We start from the raw sequence: 15,122 nt of genomic DNA, 5'->3' as shown, positions 1-15,122 counted from the left end.
CCGACACGTCCTAGCTTCGGCGCCGCCAACACGGAGAGTCCCTCGCATGTCCGACGCCGCCGAACCCTTCGATCTCGTCCTGCGCGGCGCCGTGGTGCTGTCCGACCGCGTGCTGGCCGATGGCTATGTCGCGATCCGGGGCGAGACCATCGCCGCGATCGGCGAGGGTGTGACGCCGCCGGCCAAGGCCGTGGCCGACCATCGCGGCCGGCTGGTGATGCCCGGCCTGGTCGATGGCCATATGCACACATCCTCCTCCACCGGCTGGCCGGGGATCGAGAATGCGACGAGGACGGCGGCCGCCGGCGGCGTCACCACCGTCTGCGACATGCCCTATGACGTGCCGAACCCGGTGATGAGCGCGGCGGTGTTCCAGGACAAGGTCGGCTGGGTGAACCGGCTGGCGCATGTGGACATGGCGCTCTACGGCACCATCCGGAAGGATGGCGGTGGCGAGGATATCGAGGCCCTGGCGGAAGCGGGCGCCAGCGCCTTCAAGCTTTCCACCTATGAATACGATGCCCACCGCTTCCCGCGCATCGACCATCCCACCATGCTCGCCGCGCTGACCAAGATGGCGAAGACCGGGCTGATGGTGGCCGTGCACAATGAGGACCAGGAGCTGGTGGTGAAGCTGACGGAGGCCGCCAAGGCCGCCGGCAACACCTCCCCCATCTGGCATTGCCGCACCCGCCCGCCGCTGACGGAAAGCATGGCCGATCTCGAGATCTTCGAGATGGCGCTGGAAACCGGCGCGCATGTGCATATCGCGCATTCCTCCATCGCCCGCGGCTTCGATCTGGCGAAGATCTATCGCGGCATGGGGGCCAAGACCTCCGGCGAGGCCTGCATCCAGTATCTCTGCATGACGGAGGAGGACATCGTCCGCCTCCAGGGCTTCGGCAAATGCAACCCTCCCTTCCGCACGGCGGAGGAGGTGGAGCGCATGTGGGGCGCGATGGATGCCGGCATCATGGCCTATGTCTCGACCGACCACGCGCCCTGGCCGAAGGCGAAGAAGGAATACAACGGCGACATCTTCCCCGTCGGCGCCGGGCTGACGGGCCTGCAGAGCTTCGCGCCGCTGATGTATACGCTGCTGGCCGAGCGCGGCCTGGCGCCCACCGTGATGGCGCGCATGTGTTCGGAGGAGCCGGCGCGCTACCACGGCCTCGATCCGAAGAAGGGCGGCATCCGCATCGGCGCCGATGCCGATTTCTGCATCCTGGAAACCGGCGACTTCGTCTTCGACGAGCGCATCATCCAGGACCGCGACGATTTCCGCTGGTCGCCCTATCACGGCCGCGCGATGAAGGCCCGCGTGGCGGCGACGCTGCTGCGCGGCGCCGAGATCTGGAACGGCACGGAAGTGAAGGCCCGGCCCGGTGCCGGCCGCTTCGTGCCGCGCCAGCACAAGAACAGCGCGCTCGACGCATGAGCACGCATGGCTACTACATCAAACACCTCGCGGTGGATCTGCGCCTCGCGGTGGCCGAGCACATCGCCGATGCGACGCTCGCCGCCGGCCGCCAGGCGGCGCTGCTGCCGCTGACCGTGGTGGTGCTGGATGCGGGTGGCCATGTGGTGGTGCAGAAGCGGGAGGATGGCTCCGGCATCCTCCGCGCGGAGATCGCGCGCGGCAAGGCACATGGCGCGCTCGGCATGGGCATCGGCAGCCGTGTGATCCGCGACCGGCTGAAGGAAAGGCCCGCCTTCCAGGCGGCGATCGCGGCGGCCAGCGACGGGCGCTTCATCCCCGTCCCCGGCGGCGTGCTGATCTGCCGGGAGGACGGTGCCGTGATCGGCGCCGTGGGCGTCAGTGGCGACGCCTCCGACAAGGATGAATACGCGGCCATCGCCGGCATTCGGGCAGCCGGCCTGGTCCCCCACCCCGAAACGCCCGTGGAGGGTTGGCGCGATGCAGGACTTTAGCTTCACACGACGTGGCCTGCTGGCCGGCGGCGCGGCGCTGCTCGCGGCGCCGGCGCTCGCACAGACATTTCCGGATCGGCCGATCCGCCTCGTCATCCCCTTCCCCGCCGGCGGCCCCACCGATGTCTATGCCCGCTTCTATTCGGAGCGGATGACGCGGGAACTCGGCCAGCCGGTGGTCACGGAGAACCGGGGCGGCGCCGGGGGCGCCATCGGCGCGATGGAAGTGGCCCGGGCGCGGCCGGATGGGCACACGTTGCTGTTCGGCACCGCCTCCACCCATGCGCTGTACAACCTGGTGACGCGGCAGCCGCAATATGACGCGGCGAAGGATTTCGTCGCCGTCGCCACGCTGGGCGGCGGGCCGCTCTGCTGGCTGGCGCATCCCGGCCAGCCGGCGACGCTGGCGGCCTTCCTGACGGCCGCGCGCGGCGCCAATCCGCCGCTGGCCTATGGCTCCCCCGGCACCGGCACGCTGATGCACCTGGCGACCGAGATCCTGAAGCGGGAATCGGGCGCCACCAGCCTCAGCCACATCCCCTATCGCGGCGCGGCGCCGGCGATGAACGACCTGCTGGCGGGCACATTGGCGCTGGCGGTGAACACGCTGGGCGCCGGCCTGCCGCTGCACCAGTCGGGCCGGGCGCGGATGCTGGCCGTGGCGTCGAATGCCCGCGCGCCGCAGGCCCCCGACGTGCCCACGGCGGCGGAGGCGCTGGGCCGGCCGGGCTTCACCGCCGTGCTGTGGCACGCTGTCTTCGCCCCACCCGGCCTGCCGGCCCCGGTGCTGGCGCGGCTGTCCCAGGCGACCAATGCGGCGCTGGCGGATGCGGCCTTCCGCACCAGCCTGGCCGCCGCCGGCATCGAGCCCGCCGCCCCCGGCACGCCGGAAAGCGCGGCGGCCTATATCGCCGCCGAGCAGGACCGCTACCGCCCGATCGTCGAGGCGATCCGGCCGGAGCTGGAGGGGTGACACGCGAGCGCCCGCCGCCCGGCATGGCCCAGGCGGCGGGATCGGGCTACAGGCGGCGGAACTTGGCCAGAGTGATCCCGGCATGACCAACCCCTCCCATCCCCGTCGCCCCAATGGCCAGCGCTGGATCAAGCGCCCACCGAGACCCTCCCGCACCACCCTGCCCGGGCCGCCGCCGCGGGTCGGGCCGGGCAGGGTGCATCTGCTGATGGCCATTGCCACGGGCGTTGCGACCGGCATCGTCGGCGTGGTGCTGGCGCAGGTCGCGGGGGCGCGACAGGGCGTGCCGGGCTTCGCGGCCGGGCTTGGCTTCATCCTTGGCTTCATCGTGCTGTGGCGCGGCTTCGGCGGCACAAGGCAAGACATCAGGAACCTGTTCAAATGAGCCGTCTCCTCACCATCGCCGGCGCCCAGATGGGCCCCATCCAGCGCGCCGACGACCGCGCCGCGACCCTCGCCCGGATGGTGGCGCTGCTGGAGGCCGCGGCGGCCCAGGGTGCGAAGCTGGTGGTCTTCCCCGAACTCGCCTTCACCACCTTTTTCCCACGCTGGCCGATGGAGCGTGACGCGCCGGAACTGCTGGGCAGCTTCGAGACCGCCATGCCGAACCCGCAGGTGCAGCCGTTGTTCGACCGGGCACGCGAACTGGGTGTGGGTTTCTATGTCGGCTATGCGGAGCTGACGCCGGAAGGCCAGCGCTTCAACAGCGCCATCACCGTCGGGCCGGATGGCCAGATCCTGTTCAAATACCGCAAGATCCACCTGCCCGGCAGCGATCACGTCAAGGATGGCCAGAAGTACCAGCAACTCGAAAAGATGTATTTCGAGTATGGCGACATGGGCTTTCCCGTGGCGCGGGGGCCGGAGGCCTGGGGTCGCCCGGTGCTCGGCATGCTGGTCTGCAACGACCGCCGCTGGCCGGAAGGCTGGCGCTGCCTTGGGCTTCAGGGGGTGGAGCTGGTGATGGTCGGCTACAACTCCGCCGCCTATGACCCCAATGGTGGCGAGGGCGAGAGCGAGGAACTGCGCACCTTCCACTCCATCCTGGCCGCCCAGTCCAACGCCTATATGAACGCGACCTGGGCGATCGCGGTGGCCAAGGCCGGGGTGGAGGACGGCGCCGGGCTGATCGGCGGTTCCTGCATCGTCGATCCGAATGGCCGCGTGGTGGCGCAGGCCAGGACCAAGGGCGATGAGGTGATCGTGGCGGAGGTCGATTTCGACGCCTGCCGCCAGGGCAAGGAGAAGATGTTCAATTTCGCGGCGCATCGCCGGCCGCAATGGTATGGTCGGATCGTGGAGCAGGTGGGGGCGGTGGCGCCGGAATGAGTGACGACGCGGATGGGCGCGAGTTGACGATGCTGCGCGCTGAACTCGCGCAAACGCGGGAACTCGCGACTGTCAGCCTCAAGGCCGCGATATCCGCGCTGTCAGGTCTGCAAGCGCTTTTGCAGGGCATTCGCGCAGAATCCCTCCTCGGGACAGGGCAACTTCCTGAGCCAAGCTTGCGGCAAGCGGAACAACATGTGGATCGCGGATTGTCGATCCTGAGGGCCGCGATCGAAGAGGTCAGCCTTGACAGTCGATGACAGCGCAAAGTCGCATTGGCTGACCTCGCAGGCCGCGAACGACCAGACGCGGCAGAGACTTGCAGTCGGTTCCGGCGACGGCCACCCTCCCGGCATGGACACTGAGCTCGCCCTTCTGAAACAGCGCGCCGACCAGGCAGACCAGCGCATGGCACGCATGGAGGGCACTCTCGACCGCATGGATGACCGCTTGGTCCGCATAACGGAAGTGCTCGGCTCCGTTGCGACCCGGAACACGGTCTGGGCAGCGCTTGGCACCGGGGCAGCCATCGCCTTCGCGGTCGTGGGCGTCTTTATCGCCATCCTGACCTATCTCCAGGACCAGCGCATCGCCACGCGGCCCGAGCCCGCACCCGCCGCGGCCGTCGCCCCGATGATCCTGCAACTGCCGCCCTGGCCCACCCCGCCGGCCAGCCCTGCGGCCCCACAGCCGGCAACGCCGCCCGGCTGAGCCGCCGCTACCGCGCCTGCGCCGCGGCACCGCGCGCGGCCTGGCGCCGGCGCTTCACTTCATACAGCGCCCGGTCGGCATGCTCGATGCCGGCATCGATGGTCTGGGCGTCGCGCGGCAGGATGGCCACGCCGATGCTGCAACCCAGGCTCAGCCGCCCCATCGGGGTTTCCAGCCCTTCGGCCAGCGCCGCCTGCAAACGGGCCGAAACCTCATCCGCCGCGATCTCCGACATGGTCGTGGGGCCGCACAGGCAGAGCAGGAACTCGTCGCCGCCCATCCGCACGGCACAATCCCCGAGGCGCAGATTGACCTCCAGCCAGCGGCCGATGGCGGCCAGCACGGCATCGCCGGCGGCATGGCCCAGCCGGTCGTTGATCGGCTTGAAGCCGTCCAGATCCAGCATCAGCAGGGCGCAGTCCCGCTCCGCATCCGGATGCGCCGCGCGCCATTCGGCGAAGCCCGCGCGGTTGAGCAGGCCGGTCAGCGGGTCCCGCCAGGCGGTGTCACGCAAGCGGCGCAACGTCGCGGCCATGCGTTCCAGATCAGCATTGAAATCGGCACCCGTGATCCCTTCCCCACCCAACTTGCGCAACGCCCGGCCGAAGCCCGCCGCGACCGCCCAGGTCGCGAGGCCCGCCATCGCCGCCAGCGCCAATACCCCCAACGTCATCCAGGCCGCCTGGGACCAGAGCGGCGCGAGCACACCCGCGGCATCGCGCCGCGCCAGCACCACCCAGCCAAGCCCGGGATGGTCGCTGCTGCCCTGGGTTCGGGCGAAGCCCGTAATGCGCCCATCTCCGGAATCCACCCAGCCGGACCGCTGCCCGCGCCCCGCGGCCAGGGCCGCATCCACCAGCGGCCGGCCGCGCATCTCCTCGGGCCCCAGCAGCACGCCGTCATCGGCGCCGAGCACCAGGAATTCGGGGGCCGGCCGGTCCGGGCTCAGCCGGGCCATCTCCTCCCGCACCCGTTCCGCCCAGAGCCAGTTCATATGGCCGGCGATGACGCCGAGGATGCGTCCATCCGCGCTGACCACCGGCGCGGCCGCGTCCACGAAATAGGCGGCCTCTCCACCCTCCGAGGCTGGCAGCAGCCGCGCCAGGAGCACGGCCGGATGCACATCGCCGAGATACAGCCCCTCCAACCCTCCGGCGAACCAGGGGCGGGCGGCGACATTCATCCCTTCCAGCAGGCCGCCCGTCGCGGCGATCACACGGCCATCCGGGCCGGTGAAGCCGATCCAGGAGAAGTCCGGCGAACGGGTCTTCAGGTCATCCAGCAGCCGGCGTGCCGCGGCCGGTTCCGGTGGTTCCGCATGGAAGGCGGCGAAGCGGGTCAGCAGGGCCACATCCCGCCCCCATTCCTGCAACCCCGCATCCAACCGCCCAGCCATCGCGGCCGCCGCCGATTCCATGCGCTGGCCGTGATCCGCCAGCAATCGGCCACGCTCCCCCTGCACCACGATGGCCGCCAGGCCACCGCCCAGCAGCACCGAGGCCAGGAAGACCGCCAGCGCGTTGCGCAGCTGGGACGGGACGTGGAGTAGGCGACGGAAAAGCGACAAGATGGACCCGACCACGGCTGTATCCCAGCCATGTAGAACAACCATCGCGTGTCCTCTCGTACGGATTTGTAGGAAAGATACTTTTTCAAACCTTACAATCACGGGAAGCGCGTAACCGCAGGGGGCTGGCCAGCCCGCGCCTGCTCTGGCATCTGCGCGTCGATCGCATCGGAGAACCCGCCGCATGTCCCGCCGCCTCGTCGTCGCCGCCGCCCAGATGGGACCCATCCAGAAGGCCGAGGGGCGGGATGTCGCCGTGGATCGCATGATCCGGCTGATGGAAACCGCGCATCGCCGCGGCGCGGAGGTGGTGGTCTATCCCGAGCTGGCGCTGACCACCTTCTTCCCGCGCTGGTACCATGAGAACCTGGCCGAGGCGGACCATTGGTACGAGCATGCCCTGCCGTCCAACGAGACCGCCCCGCTGTTCGACGCCGCGCGACGGCTCGGCATGGCCTTCCATCTCGGCTATGCGGAAAAGACCGCCGATGGCCACCGCTACAACACCGCGGTCTTCGTGCATCCCTCCGGCGAGATCGTGCTGAAATACCGCAAGGTGCATCTGCCGGGCCATGCGGAGTTCGACCCCATCCGCAAGGTGCAGCACCTGGAGAAGCGGTATTTCGAGCCGGGCGACCTGGGCTTCCCCGTGGTCCGCGCCCCGGTCGGCAGCGCCGGGCCGGTGAATATCGGCATGATGATCTGCAATGATCGCCGCTGGCCGGAGTCCTGGCGCGTGCTGGGGCTACAGCAGGTGGAACTGGTCATGCTGGGCTACAACACCCCCAGCCTGAACATGGAGAACCGCGGCTTCGAGGCGCATCACCTGCGCGTCGCCCACAGCCACCTGTCGATCCAGGCCGGCTGCTACCAGAATGCCTGCTTCGGCGTCGGCGTGGCCAAGGCCGGCGACGAGGATGGGCATGAGCTGTTCGGCCATTCCATCATCGTCAATCCGCAGGGGGAGATCATGGCCATGGCGACAAGCTGGGGGGATGAGGTGATCGTCGCCGATTGCGACCTGGGCATGTGCGAGCTGGGCCGCAACACCATCTTCAACTTCGCCCGGCACCGCCGGCCCGAGCATTATGGCCGCATCACCAGCCAGACCGGCAGCGAGGCCCCCACGGCCTGGACGCCAAAGGGCTGACCCCAGTGGCCCGTCTGGCGACTTTGCCCCGGCCACGGTAACCTTACTCCCCTCCCAAGAGGTATGCCTTCTCATGACCGAAGCCTCCCCCTACCCCATCCTCTACCGCGTGGTCGCGACGACGGAACTGCGGGAGCGGCCGGGCCCGGACCAGAAGCCGATCCGCACCTTGCCGATCGACCAGGTTCTGGCCTTGGCGGGGGAGATGGTGGAGGGTTGGCTGCCGGTGGAGGCGCCTTCCGGCCAGAAGGGCTTCGCGCCGGCCGGGCTGCTGCGCCGGCAGGTGGCGGGCGCCAAGGCACCGACCTATGTGACCGAGACCTTTCCCTGGCGGAATGTGGAGCGGGTGAACCGCGACCCGAAGATGCTGCATCCCGCCTTCCGCAACCGTGCCCTGCGCACCGTGGCGCGGCTGAACGCGGAAGGCATTCCCTTCGGCATCTATGAGGGCATGCGTGGCCCCTGGCGGCAGAACAACCTCTACGCCTCCGGCCGCAGCCGCACCGGCCGCATCCTGACGCCGGTGCAGGCCTTCGAGAGCCTGCACCAGTACGGCCTGGCGGCCGACTTCGTGCTGGCACTCGAGGGCCGCTGGTCCTGGGACGCGGATGAGGGCCAGGCGCGGATGTGGGAACGGCTGCATGCGATCGGCGCGGATGAGGGGCTGGTCTCCAAGCCCGGCGAGACGCCGCATCTGCAGCTCGCCGATGTGGACATCGCCGAGCTGCGCGCCGGTCGCCTGCCGCCCAACACCGACCCGGCCTGGACCACGGCCTTCACCTGGATGGTGGCGAGTTGGGATGGGAAGCCGGCGGGGCCGAAGCTGAGCTAGGCGCCCGCCTGCCGCGCCACCCTACTCCGCCGCCTGGGCCTGGAACCCGGGCTGTGCGGAGCGGGCGGCGATGACCGCCTGCAAGGCCAGCGCCACCGCGGCCTGGCAGGGCTCGATCACCGGGACGCCGCAGGCCTGCTCCACCGCATCGCGGTGGAAGGCCATGCCGGCGCAGCCGAGGATCACCGCTTCCGCCCCCATCCCGGCGATCCGGCGACCGGCATCGATCAGCGCGGCGCGCGGCGCGGCGGGGTCGGTCAGCACCTCCATCGGCAGGTTCAGCGGGATATGGCCGAGCAGCCGGCTTTCCACCCCCATCGCCTGGAGCGAACGCCGCTGGCGTGGCAAGGAAGGATCGCCGAAGGCGATGATGCCGAAGCGGTCGGCCCGGGCCAGCGCGGCGGCGACCGCGCTGCGCAGCGGGCCGAAGACCGGCGCGCGGGTCACGGTCCGCACCGCATCCACGCCGGGGTCGGAGACGCAGGCGATGACATAGGCATCGGCCGCCTCCCGCTCCACCAGCCGGCACAGCGGCTCCGCCACCCCGAACCAGTCGCGCCAGGTGACCACGGCGGGCGGCCCGCCTTCCAGCTGCATCACCTCGATCGCGGGCAGTCCGGGCGCGCGGAAGCCGGCCAGCGCGGCATCGATGCCCGCCGTGCAGCTCGCACTGCTGTTGGGGTTGATCACCAGGATCCGCCTTGCCATTCCCGCACCCCTGCCCTGTCCTGGCGCAACTATGCCACGCCTCGCCTGAAATCCCATCCCGTGTCAGCATCGGCGACGACGGCCGCGCCCAGGCGCAGCGATGCTTGATCGGCCGGCGCCATCGGCCCATATTGCAGCGCACAATGGCTGCGGCCGGCGGGGTTTTCCGCCCGGGCGACAAGGCCGAAAGGAACGCCACATGAACCGCTGGGAACCTGCCCGCGCGGCCACCACCCCCGCCACCCCCGCCTCCTTCTGGACGGCGCTGGGCCGTGGCGTGCGCAACCGCTGTCCCTGCTGCGGCGAGGGCCGGATCTTCAAGGGCTATCTGCGCGTGGTGGATGAATGCGAGGTCTGCCACGCCCCGCTCGGCACGCTGCGTGCCGATGACGCGCCGCCCTATTTCACCATCTTCATCGTCGGCCATTTCCTGTTCCCGCCCGTCTTCTGGGTGGAGAAGGCCTGGATGCCGCCGATGTGGCTGCACATGGTGGTCTGGCTGCCGGCCTTCACCATCGCCTGCATCCTGCTGCTGCGGCCGATCAAGGGCGCCACGGTCGGCTGGCTGGCGCGGCTCGGCTTCGACGAGGCGCCGCCGGCGGTGGCCCTGCCGGCCACCCCGCCCCGCCCCGACCATGCCTGACACCCGGCCCGCCGGCGGCCGCGACCTGATCCGCATCGAGTTGCCGGACGGGCAAGGCCTGCTGCCCAGCCCCTATGCCGAGGCCGATCGCCGCCAGGCGGTGGAGGATCTGCTGGCTGGCAATCGCTTCCGCCCGGCGGGCCTCGGCCAGGGTCCCTTCGGCCTGGCGATCGCCGTGCGCGATGGCCGCCTGATGCTGGAGATCCGCGACACGGCGGATGCGCCCCTGCATGCGCTGGTCCTGGCCCTCGGCCCCTTTCGGCGCCTCATCAAGGACTACCACCTGGTGGTGGAAAGCCATGAGCAGGCGGTGACGGAAGGCGGTTCCGAGGCCCGCATCCAGGCCATCGATATGGGCCGCCGCGGATTGCACAATGAAGGCGCGGAACTGCTGACGCAGCGTCTGGCCGGCAAGGTGGAGATCGATTTCGAAACGGCGCGGCGCCTGTTCACCCTGGTCTGCGCCCTGCACCAGCGCATCTGATTTTTGGTCTTTTCGTGCCCTCAGTCGCGCCGCAGACACGCCGCTGGCGTGACGGGCGCGGCCTCGGCTGCCGATGGCGGCCGCAGGTTGTGTCGTTGGGCCGCCAGCATGACCGGCCCTACCTGCTGCCGCCTTGCTCTGCCAGGACCGACCCGCCCTGCCCGCCACGGCCCTGCTCTGCTAGGACCGACCGGCGGTCGGGGATGCGGGCATGAGCGGTAGAACGGAACATCCGGCCTGGGGCATCGCGCTGCGGCTGACCGCGACGCTGCTCTTCGCCGTGATGTCGCTGTTCGTGCGCCTGGCCTCGGCGGAGGCGCCGGTCGGGCAGATCGTCTTCCATCGCAGCGCCTGGGCGCTGATCCCCGTCGTGCTCTACCTGGCCTGGCGCGGGCAGTTTCCGCGCGGCCTGCGCACGCGGCATCCGCTCGCCCATCTCCGGCGCAGCCTGTTCGGTTGCGCCGCCATGTTCTTCTCCTTCCTGTCGCTGTCGAAGCTGCCCCTGGCGCTGGCCACCGCGCTGAGCTTCCTGGCGCCGCTGATGGCCGTGCCGGTGGGCGTGATCTTCCTGCGGGAAAAGCCGGGCTGGCTGGTGGCCGGCGCGGCGGTGCTGGGCTTCGGCGGTGTGCTGCTGATGCTGGCGCCGGCCTTCACCGGCCCGGAATGGGACACCGCCACGCTGATCGGCGTCGGCGCCGGCCTTGCCACGGCAGCCACGACGCTGGCGGCGCGGGTGGAGGTGAAGCGGCTGACGGCGACGGAACTGCCGGGCACCATCGTGCTGTATTTCTCCCTGATCTGCGCGCTGGGCGGCCTGGCCACCCTGCCCTTCGGCTGGGCCGATGTGGGCGGCGCCAGCCTGACCTTCCTGGTCGGTGCCGGGATGGCCGGCGGGCTGGCCCATATCTGCATGACGGAGGCCGTGGCGCGGGCGCCGATCTCGCTGCTGGCCCCCTTCGAATACACCGCCCTGCTCTGGGCGGTGGTCTTCGACCTGACCATCTTCGGCCTGATCCCCGCTTTGCCCAGCGTGCTGGGCGCCGTGGTCGTGGTGCTCGCCGCCGGGCTGGTGGCCTTCGCCGACCCGATCCAGGCCCGGCTGCGACGACGCGGCGATTAGCGCAACGCCGCCACCGGGAGCATCACACGCCGCCCGGTGGGGCTGACACAGACCTCCGCCTCCAGCCCATAGACCTCCGCCATCAGCCGCGGTGTCAGCACGAAGTCCGGCGCGCCGGTCGCCACCAGCCGGCCCTCCCGCAGCACCGCCAGGCGGTCGGCGAAGGCGGCGGCGGCGTTCAGGTCGTGGATGGCGACGATCACCAGCAGCCCGTGCTCCCGCGCCAGGCGCCGCAACAGGCCCAGCAGCTCGAACTGGTTGCGCAGGTCGAGCGCGCTGGTCGGCTCATCCAGCAGCAGCGCCGCGGGCTCCGCGCACAGCAACTGGGCCAGGAACACCATCTGCCGCTGGCCGCCGGACAATTCGCCGAGCAGCCGCGGGGCGAGCCCGGCGATGCCCAGCCGGTCCAGCGCCGCGATGGCGCGCGTCACCTCCGCCTCCGCCACCCGCATCCCCAGCGCGCGCAGCCGGCCGAGCAGCACCGTCTCCAGCACCGTCAGCGCGGTGCGCGCGCCATTGTCCTGCGGCAGGAAGCCGATGCCCTTGCCCGCCAGGCCGTCCCAGGCGACGCGCCCCTCATGCCGCAGCAGCCCCGCCGCCGCGCGCAGCAGCGAGGATTTGCCGGAGCCATTCGGTCCGAGCAGGGCCAGAACCTCGCCGCCCCTTGCCGAGAACGACACCTCCCGCACTGCGCGATGCGCACCGTAGCGCACCGAGACGGCATCGAGCTCAAGCCGCGCGGTCACCAATGCGACCTCCGCGACGCCAGGATCAGCCAGGCGAAGAAGGGCACGCCGATCAGCGCGGTGACGATGCCGACCGGAAACAGCGCGCCGGGCGAGACGATCTTGCTGGCGACGGAAGCCGCCGAGAGCAGCACCGCACCCGCCAGGGCCGCGCCCGGCAACAGCACGCGCTGATCCTCACCCAGCAGCATCCGCGCCACATGCGGCGCCACCAGGCCGACGAAGCCGATGGTGCCGACGAAGGCGACCGCCACGCCGGTGGCCACCGAGACGAAGATGAAGCCGCGAAACCGCACACCCGCCACGCGCACGCCCAGCGCGGCCGCGCGGTCATCGCCCAGCCGCAGGGCCGTCAGCCGCCAGGCATCGCGCAGCAGCAGCGGCACGGCGATGGCCAGCACTGTCGCCACGATGCCGAGCTTGGGCCAGGTGGCGCGCTGCAGGCTGCCGAACAGCCAGAAGACGATCTGCTGCAAGGCCTCCGGCGAGGCCATGAACTGCAGCAGCGCCAGCAGCGCCTGGAACAGGAACATCAGCGCGATGCCGGCCAGCACCAGCGTCTCCGGCGTCGCGCCACGCAGGCCGCCCAGCAGCCAGACGCCGGCGCAGGCCAGCGCCGCGAACAGGAAGGCGGCGAGCGGCACCGCCTGCGCCTCCGCCAGCGGCAGCGCCGCGCCGAGGACGATGACCAGCGCCGCGCCGAAGCCCGCGCCGGCCGAGACGCCGAGCGTGTAGCTCGACGCCAGCGGGTTGTTCAGGATGGTCTGCATCACCGCCCCGGTCAGGCCGAGCGCCGCCCCCACCAGCAGCGCCATCAGCGCCACCGGCAGGCGGATCGACCAGACAATCGCCTCCACCATCGGGTCCTGCCCGGCCCCGACCAGGGAAGCGGCGACGGCGGAAACCGGCAGCAGCGCCGGCCCCGTGGCCAGGTCCAGCAGGAAGCAGAGCACCAGCACCGCCGCCCCGCCGGCCAGCAGGGAGGCCCGGCGGGCGGCCAGCCGCCCCCAGGCCGCCCGTGCCTCCACCGTGGCGCTCAGGCCCGCCATGGGAGCATCCAGGTGCCGGAGAAAGGCACCGGCAGGTAGCGGGCGTGATAGTTGGCCAGCGCCGCCACCGGGTCCATGCCTTCGAAGGCCCCCGGCCAGGCGCGGCGGGCGATGTAGAGCATGGCGGTATCGTCGAACAATGTGCGGCACAGCCCGTGCTCGATGGCGTGCAGCTCGCCGTTGCGGATCGCCGCCAGCCCGGACCAGCCGGGGCGCGTGGCATAGGGCGCCAGGCTGGCGCGCGTCTGCTCCGCCGTCACGCCATAGCCGGTGCGCACGGCATTCGGGCGGTTCGTCCAGGAGGAGGCGCCGATGTAGAGAAAATCCGGATTGGCGGCGAGCACCGCCTCCGCCGCGATCGGCGCGTAATTGCCGGTGAAGCGCCCCTCCGCGACGTTCTGCACGCCCAGCATCGCGAAGATGCGGCCCCACATGGTGGCGGCGGAATAGCTGTTGCCGATGACATCCTTGCCGCCCTGCCCCAGCTCCAGGTGAATTTTTGGGCGGGTCGGGCCGGCGGCGCGGCCGACGCGGTCCAGGATGTCGCCGATGTTGCGCCGATAGCGCTCCGCCAGTTCCGCCGCGCGGCCCGGCGTGCCCATGGCGGCGCCGATGGCGAGGGTGGAGGCGACGTGGCGCTCCACCGTCTGCGCATTGTAGTCGAAGACGAGCACGGGAATGCCGGCGGCCACGATCTGGTCGCGCACGGTCGATCCCGCAGTCCAGGCCCAGGCCGGCATCATCAGCAGGTCGGGGCGGAGCGAGATCACCTTCTCCGCGCTGAAGGTGCCCTCATCGGTGTTGCCGACATCGGGCATGGTGGCGAGGTTCGGGATCAGCTCCCGGTAGCGGGAGAAGATGGCGGGGCGCCAGCCTTCCCAGACCACGCGGTTCATGCCGACCACGCGCTGCCAGCCATCGAGGCCGGCGATGGCGGTGAATTCCTCGTAGTTGAACATGTTCACCACGCGCTGCGACTGGCGCGGCAGCACGACCTCCCGCCCGATGGCGTCGGTGATGGTGCGGGTCTGGGCGAGTGCGGGCAGCGGCAGGCTGGTGGCCGCGAGCGCGGCCAGGATCTGGCGTCGGGTGGTCATGGGATCTCTCCTCGGTTCAGGTTCCAAGCCGGCGCTGGGCCCGCAGCGCGGCAGCGCGCGCGGTGGCCAGGACAGGCGCGCGGCGGGCGAGCACATCCGGCACCGCCCCTGGCGATGCCTCCGGCGATCCGGGCCCGAAGGGCGGGTCCGGGGCATATTCGAGAACCAGGCCGATGCGACGGGCCAGAGCCTCCCCGCCGATCTCGGCAGCCAGGCGCAGGCCGAAATCGACCCCCGCGGTGGCGCCGCCGCCGGTCATCCGGTTGCGGTCCACCACCACGCGATCGGTGGCCATGGTGGCGCCCATCAGCGGCAGCAGATCGCGCACATACCAATGCGATGTGGCGCGATGGCCGCGCAGCAGCCCGGCGGCGCCCAGCACCAGCGAACCGGTGCAGACGCTGGTGACCCAGCGCGCCGCCGCCGCTTGCGCCGCGAGGAAGCCCAGCACTTCCGGATCGTCCATCAGCGCCACGCTGCCGGTGAGTCCGCCCGGCAGGAACAGGATCGGCGCACCGGGCGTGAGGTCGGCGAGCCGGCTGGTCGGCGTGACCGGCAGGCCGACATCGGTCGCCACCGGCGACAGATCCTTCCAGGCCAGTCGCAGCGTCGCGCCCATCAGGTTGAAGACGGTCATCGGCGCGACGAGGTCGAGCAGGATCATGCCGGGATGCACCAGCATGACCACCTCCGGCCCATCGCGCGGGATGGGCTGCGCATTGGCCGTCGTGCCGGCGGCGAGCGCGGCGAAGGCCGCCAGGCTGGCGCGGCGGGGCATCTG

Annotated in this window: 18 protein-coding genes; 12 read left to right on the top strand and 6 right to left on the bottom strand. The window is 70.8% G+C overall.

What is annotated here, in order from left to right:
- Positions 1-46 precede the first annotated feature (46 nt).
- From JJQ90_RS17465 to JJQ90_RS17435, 7 genes are all read left to right on the top strand, one after another.
- Positions 47-1,438, top strand: coding sequence for a dihydroorotase (locus JJQ90_RS17465; protein ID WP_216877521.1), 1,392 nt, complete (start codon positions 47-49; stop codon positions 1,436-1,438).
- On the top strand, positions 1,435-1,932 hold the full coding sequence (locus JJQ90_RS17460; protein ID WP_216877519.1) for a GlcG/HbpS family heme-binding protein: 498 nt from the start codon (positions 1,435-1,437) through the stop codon (positions 1,930-1,932). Before JJQ90_RS17465 ends, JJQ90_RS17460 begins: the two co-directional genes overlap by 4 nt.
- Entirely contained in the window at positions 1,919-2,905 is a 987-nt protein-coding gene (locus tag JJQ90_RS17455; protein ID WP_216877518.1) for a Bug family tripartite tricarboxylate transporter substrate binding protein, read from the top strand. Before JJQ90_RS17460 ends, JJQ90_RS17455 begins: the two co-directional genes overlap by 14 nt.
- Positions 2,906-2,987: 82 nt before the next feature.
- Complete coding sequence (locus JJQ90_RS17450) at positions 2,988-3,290, top strand: hypothetical protein (RefSeq protein WP_216877517.1); 303 nt, start codon at positions 2,988-2,990, stop codon at positions 3,288-3,290.
- Positions 3,287-4,234 carry an N-carbamoyl-D-amino-acid hydrolase gene (locus JJQ90_RS17445; RefSeq protein ID WP_216877515.1) on the top strand — a complete coding sequence of 316 codons (948 nt, stop codon included), beginning with the start codon at positions 3,287-3,289 and terminating at the stop codon, positions 4,232-4,234. Before JJQ90_RS17450 ends, JJQ90_RS17445 begins: the two co-directional genes overlap by 4 nt.
- Positions 4,231-4,494, top strand: a complete 264-nt coding sequence (locus JJQ90_RS17440; protein ID WP_216877514.1) for a hypothetical protein — start codon at positions 4,231-4,233, stop codon at positions 4,492-4,494. The genes JJQ90_RS17445 and JJQ90_RS17440 overlap by 4 nt, the downstream gene beginning before the upstream one ends.
- Complete coding sequence (locus JJQ90_RS17435) at positions 4,481-4,945, top strand: hypothetical protein (RefSeq protein WP_216877513.1); 465 nt, start codon at positions 4,481-4,483, stop codon at positions 4,943-4,945. Before JJQ90_RS17440 ends, JJQ90_RS17435 begins: the two co-directional genes overlap by 14 nt.
- A gap of 7 nt (positions 4,946-4,952) precedes the next feature.
- Here JJQ90_RS17435 and JJQ90_RS27500 read toward each other — a convergent pair whose 3' ends face one another.
- The gene (locus tag JJQ90_RS27500) at positions 4,953-6,527 is read right to left on the bottom strand and encodes a GGDEF domain-containing protein (RefSeq protein ID WP_216877512.1); all 1,575 of its coding nucleotides are present in this window, start codon (positions 6,525-6,527) and stop codon (positions 4,953-4,955) included.
- A gap of 169 nt (positions 6,528-6,696) precedes the next feature.
- On the opposite strand from JJQ90_RS27500, the gene JJQ90_RS17425 reads away from it, so the two are divergent.
- Positions 6,697-7,662, top strand: coding sequence for an N-carbamoyl-D-amino-acid hydrolase (locus tag JJQ90_RS17425; protein WP_216877510.1), 966 nt, complete (start codon positions 6,697-6,699; stop codon positions 7,660-7,662).
- Positions 7,663-7,735: 73 nt separating this feature from the next.
- Complete coding sequence (locus tag JJQ90_RS17420) at positions 7,736-8,494, top strand: M15 family metallopeptidase (protein ID WP_216877509.1); 759 nt, start codon at positions 7,736-7,738, stop codon at positions 8,492-8,494.
- A gap of 21 nt (positions 8,495-8,515) precedes the next feature.
- Here the strand turns inward: JJQ90_RS17420 and JJQ90_RS17415 are convergent, their stop codons facing one another.
- Entirely contained in the window at positions 8,516-9,202 is a 687-nt protein-coding gene (locus JJQ90_RS17415; RefSeq protein ID WP_216877508.1) for an aspartate/glutamate racemase family protein, read from the bottom strand.
- Between the two features lie 199 nt (positions 9,203-9,401).
- On the opposite strand from JJQ90_RS17415, the gene JJQ90_RS17410 reads away from it, so the two are divergent.
- From JJQ90_RS17410 to JJQ90_RS17400, 3 genes are all read left to right on the top strand, one after another.
- Positions 9,402-9,845, top strand: a complete 444-nt coding sequence (locus JJQ90_RS17410) for a DUF983 domain-containing protein (RefSeq protein WP_216877507.1) — start codon at positions 9,402-9,404, stop codon at positions 9,843-9,845.
- Positions 9,838-10,329 (top strand): UPF0262 family protein, encoded by a 492-nt coding sequence (locus JJQ90_RS17405; RefSeq protein ID WP_216877506.1) that lies wholly within the window; start codon positions 9,838-9,840, stop codon positions 10,327-10,329. The genes JJQ90_RS17410 and JJQ90_RS17405 overlap by 8 nt, the downstream gene beginning before the upstream one ends.
- A gap of 211 nt (positions 10,330-10,540) precedes the next feature.
- The gene (locus JJQ90_RS17400) at positions 10,541-11,449 is read left to right on the top strand and encodes a DMT family transporter (protein WP_216877505.1); all 909 of its coding nucleotides are present in this window, start codon (positions 10,541-10,543) and stop codon (positions 11,447-11,449) included.
- Here JJQ90_RS17400 and JJQ90_RS17395 read toward each other — a convergent pair.
- The 4 genes from JJQ90_RS17395 to JJQ90_RS17380 are packed head-to-tail and all read right to left on the bottom strand — an operon-like array spanning position 11,446 to position 15,119.
- Entirely contained in the window at positions 11,446-12,195 is a 750-nt protein-coding gene (locus JJQ90_RS17395; protein ID WP_329959468.1) for an ABC transporter ATP-binding protein, read from the bottom strand. The two genes, JJQ90_RS17400 and JJQ90_RS17395, sit on opposite strands and share 4 nt — an antisense overlap.
- On the bottom strand, positions 12,192-13,244 hold the full coding sequence (locus JJQ90_RS17390) for a FecCD family ABC transporter permease (protein ID WP_216877504.1): 1,053 nt from the start codon (positions 13,242-13,244) through the stop codon (positions 12,192-12,194). The genes JJQ90_RS17395 and JJQ90_RS17390 overlap by 4 nt, the downstream gene beginning before the upstream one ends.
- Positions 13,232-14,341 (bottom strand): ABC transporter substrate-binding protein, encoded by a 1,110-nt coding sequence (locus JJQ90_RS17385; protein ID WP_230410767.1) that lies wholly within the window; start codon positions 14,339-14,341, stop codon positions 13,232-13,234. The genes JJQ90_RS17390 and JJQ90_RS17385 overlap by 13 nt, the downstream gene beginning before the upstream one ends.
- 16 nt (positions 14,342-14,357) lie before the next feature.
- A complete protein-coding gene (locus JJQ90_RS17380; RefSeq protein WP_230410766.1) occupies positions 14,358-15,119 on the bottom strand; it encodes a DJ-1/PfpI family protein in 762 nt (253 codons plus the stop codon).
- Positions 15,120-15,122: the final 3 nt, after the last annotated feature.

This window comes from Falsiroseomonas oleicola, from assembly GCF_019029495.1.
Taxonomy (GTDB): Bacteria; Pseudomonadota; Alphaproteobacteria; order Acetobacterales; family Acetobacteraceae; genus Falsiroseomonas; species Falsiroseomonas oleicola.
Note: the sequence above shows the minus strand (reverse complement) of the source record. Positions and strands in the feature narration are given on the sequence as shown.

What these genes read in the sequence shown, in the direction of transcription:
- JJQ90_RS17460 (WP_216877519.1), top strand. Translation starts at nt 1,435, where the DNA reads ATGAGCACGCATGGCTACTACATCAAACACCTCGCGGTGGATCTGCGC.
- JJQ90_RS17400 (WP_216877505.1), top strand. Translation starts at nt 10,541, where the DNA reads ATGAGCGGTAGAACGGAACATCCGGCCTGGGGCATCGCGCTGCGGCTG.
- JJQ90_RS17415 (WP_216877508.1), bottom strand. Translation starts at nt 9,202, where the DNA reads ATGGCAAGGCGGATCCTGGTGATCAACCCCAACAGCAGTGCGAGCTGC.
- JJQ90_RS17455 (WP_216877518.1), top strand. Translation starts at nt 1,919, where the DNA reads ATGCAGGACTTTAGCTTCACACGACGTGGCCTGCTGGCCGGCGGCGCG.
- JJQ90_RS17465 (WP_216877521.1), top strand. Translation starts at nt 47, where the DNA reads ATGTCCGACGCCGCCGAACCCTTCGATCTCGTCCTGCGCGGCGCCGTG.
- JJQ90_RS17410 (WP_216877507.1), top strand. Translation starts at nt 9,402, where the DNA reads ATGAACCGCTGGGAACCTGCCCGCGCGGCCACCACCCCCGCCACCCCC.
- JJQ90_RS17385 (WP_230410767.1), bottom strand. Translation starts at nt 14,341, where the DNA reads ATGACCACCCGACGCCAGATCCTGGCCGCGCTCGCGGCCACCAGCCTG.
- JJQ90_RS17440 (WP_216877514.1), top strand. Translation starts at nt 4,231, where the DNA reads ATGAGTGACGACGCGGATGGGCGCGAGTTGACGATGCTGCGCGCTGAA.
- JJQ90_RS17380 (WP_230410766.1), bottom strand. Translation starts at nt 15,119, where the DNA reads ATGCCCCGCCGCGCCAGCCTGGCGGCCTTCGCCGCGCTCGCCGCCGGC.
- JJQ90_RS17450 (WP_216877517.1), top strand. Translation starts at nt 2,988, where the DNA reads ATGACCAACCCCTCCCATCCCCGTCGCCCCAATGGCCAGCGCTGGATC.
- JJQ90_RS17405 (WP_216877506.1), top strand. Translation starts at nt 9,838, where the DNA reads ATGCCTGACACCCGGCCCGCCGGCGGCCGCGACCTGATCCGCATCGAG.
- JJQ90_RS17420 (WP_216877509.1), top strand. Translation starts at nt 7,736, where the DNA reads ATGACCGAAGCCTCCCCCTACCCCATCCTCTACCGCGTGGTCGCGACG.
- JJQ90_RS17425 (WP_216877510.1), top strand. Translation starts at nt 6,697, where the DNA reads ATGTCCCGCCGCCTCGTCGTCGCCGCCGCCCAGATGGGACCCATCCAG.
- JJQ90_RS17390 (WP_216877504.1), bottom strand. Translation starts at nt 13,244, where the DNA reads ATGGCGGGCCTGAGCGCCACGGTGGAGGCACGGGCGGCCTGGGGGCGG.
- JJQ90_RS17445 (WP_216877515.1), top strand. Translation starts at nt 3,287, where the DNA reads ATGAGCCGTCTCCTCACCATCGCCGGCGCCCAGATGGGCCCCATCCAG.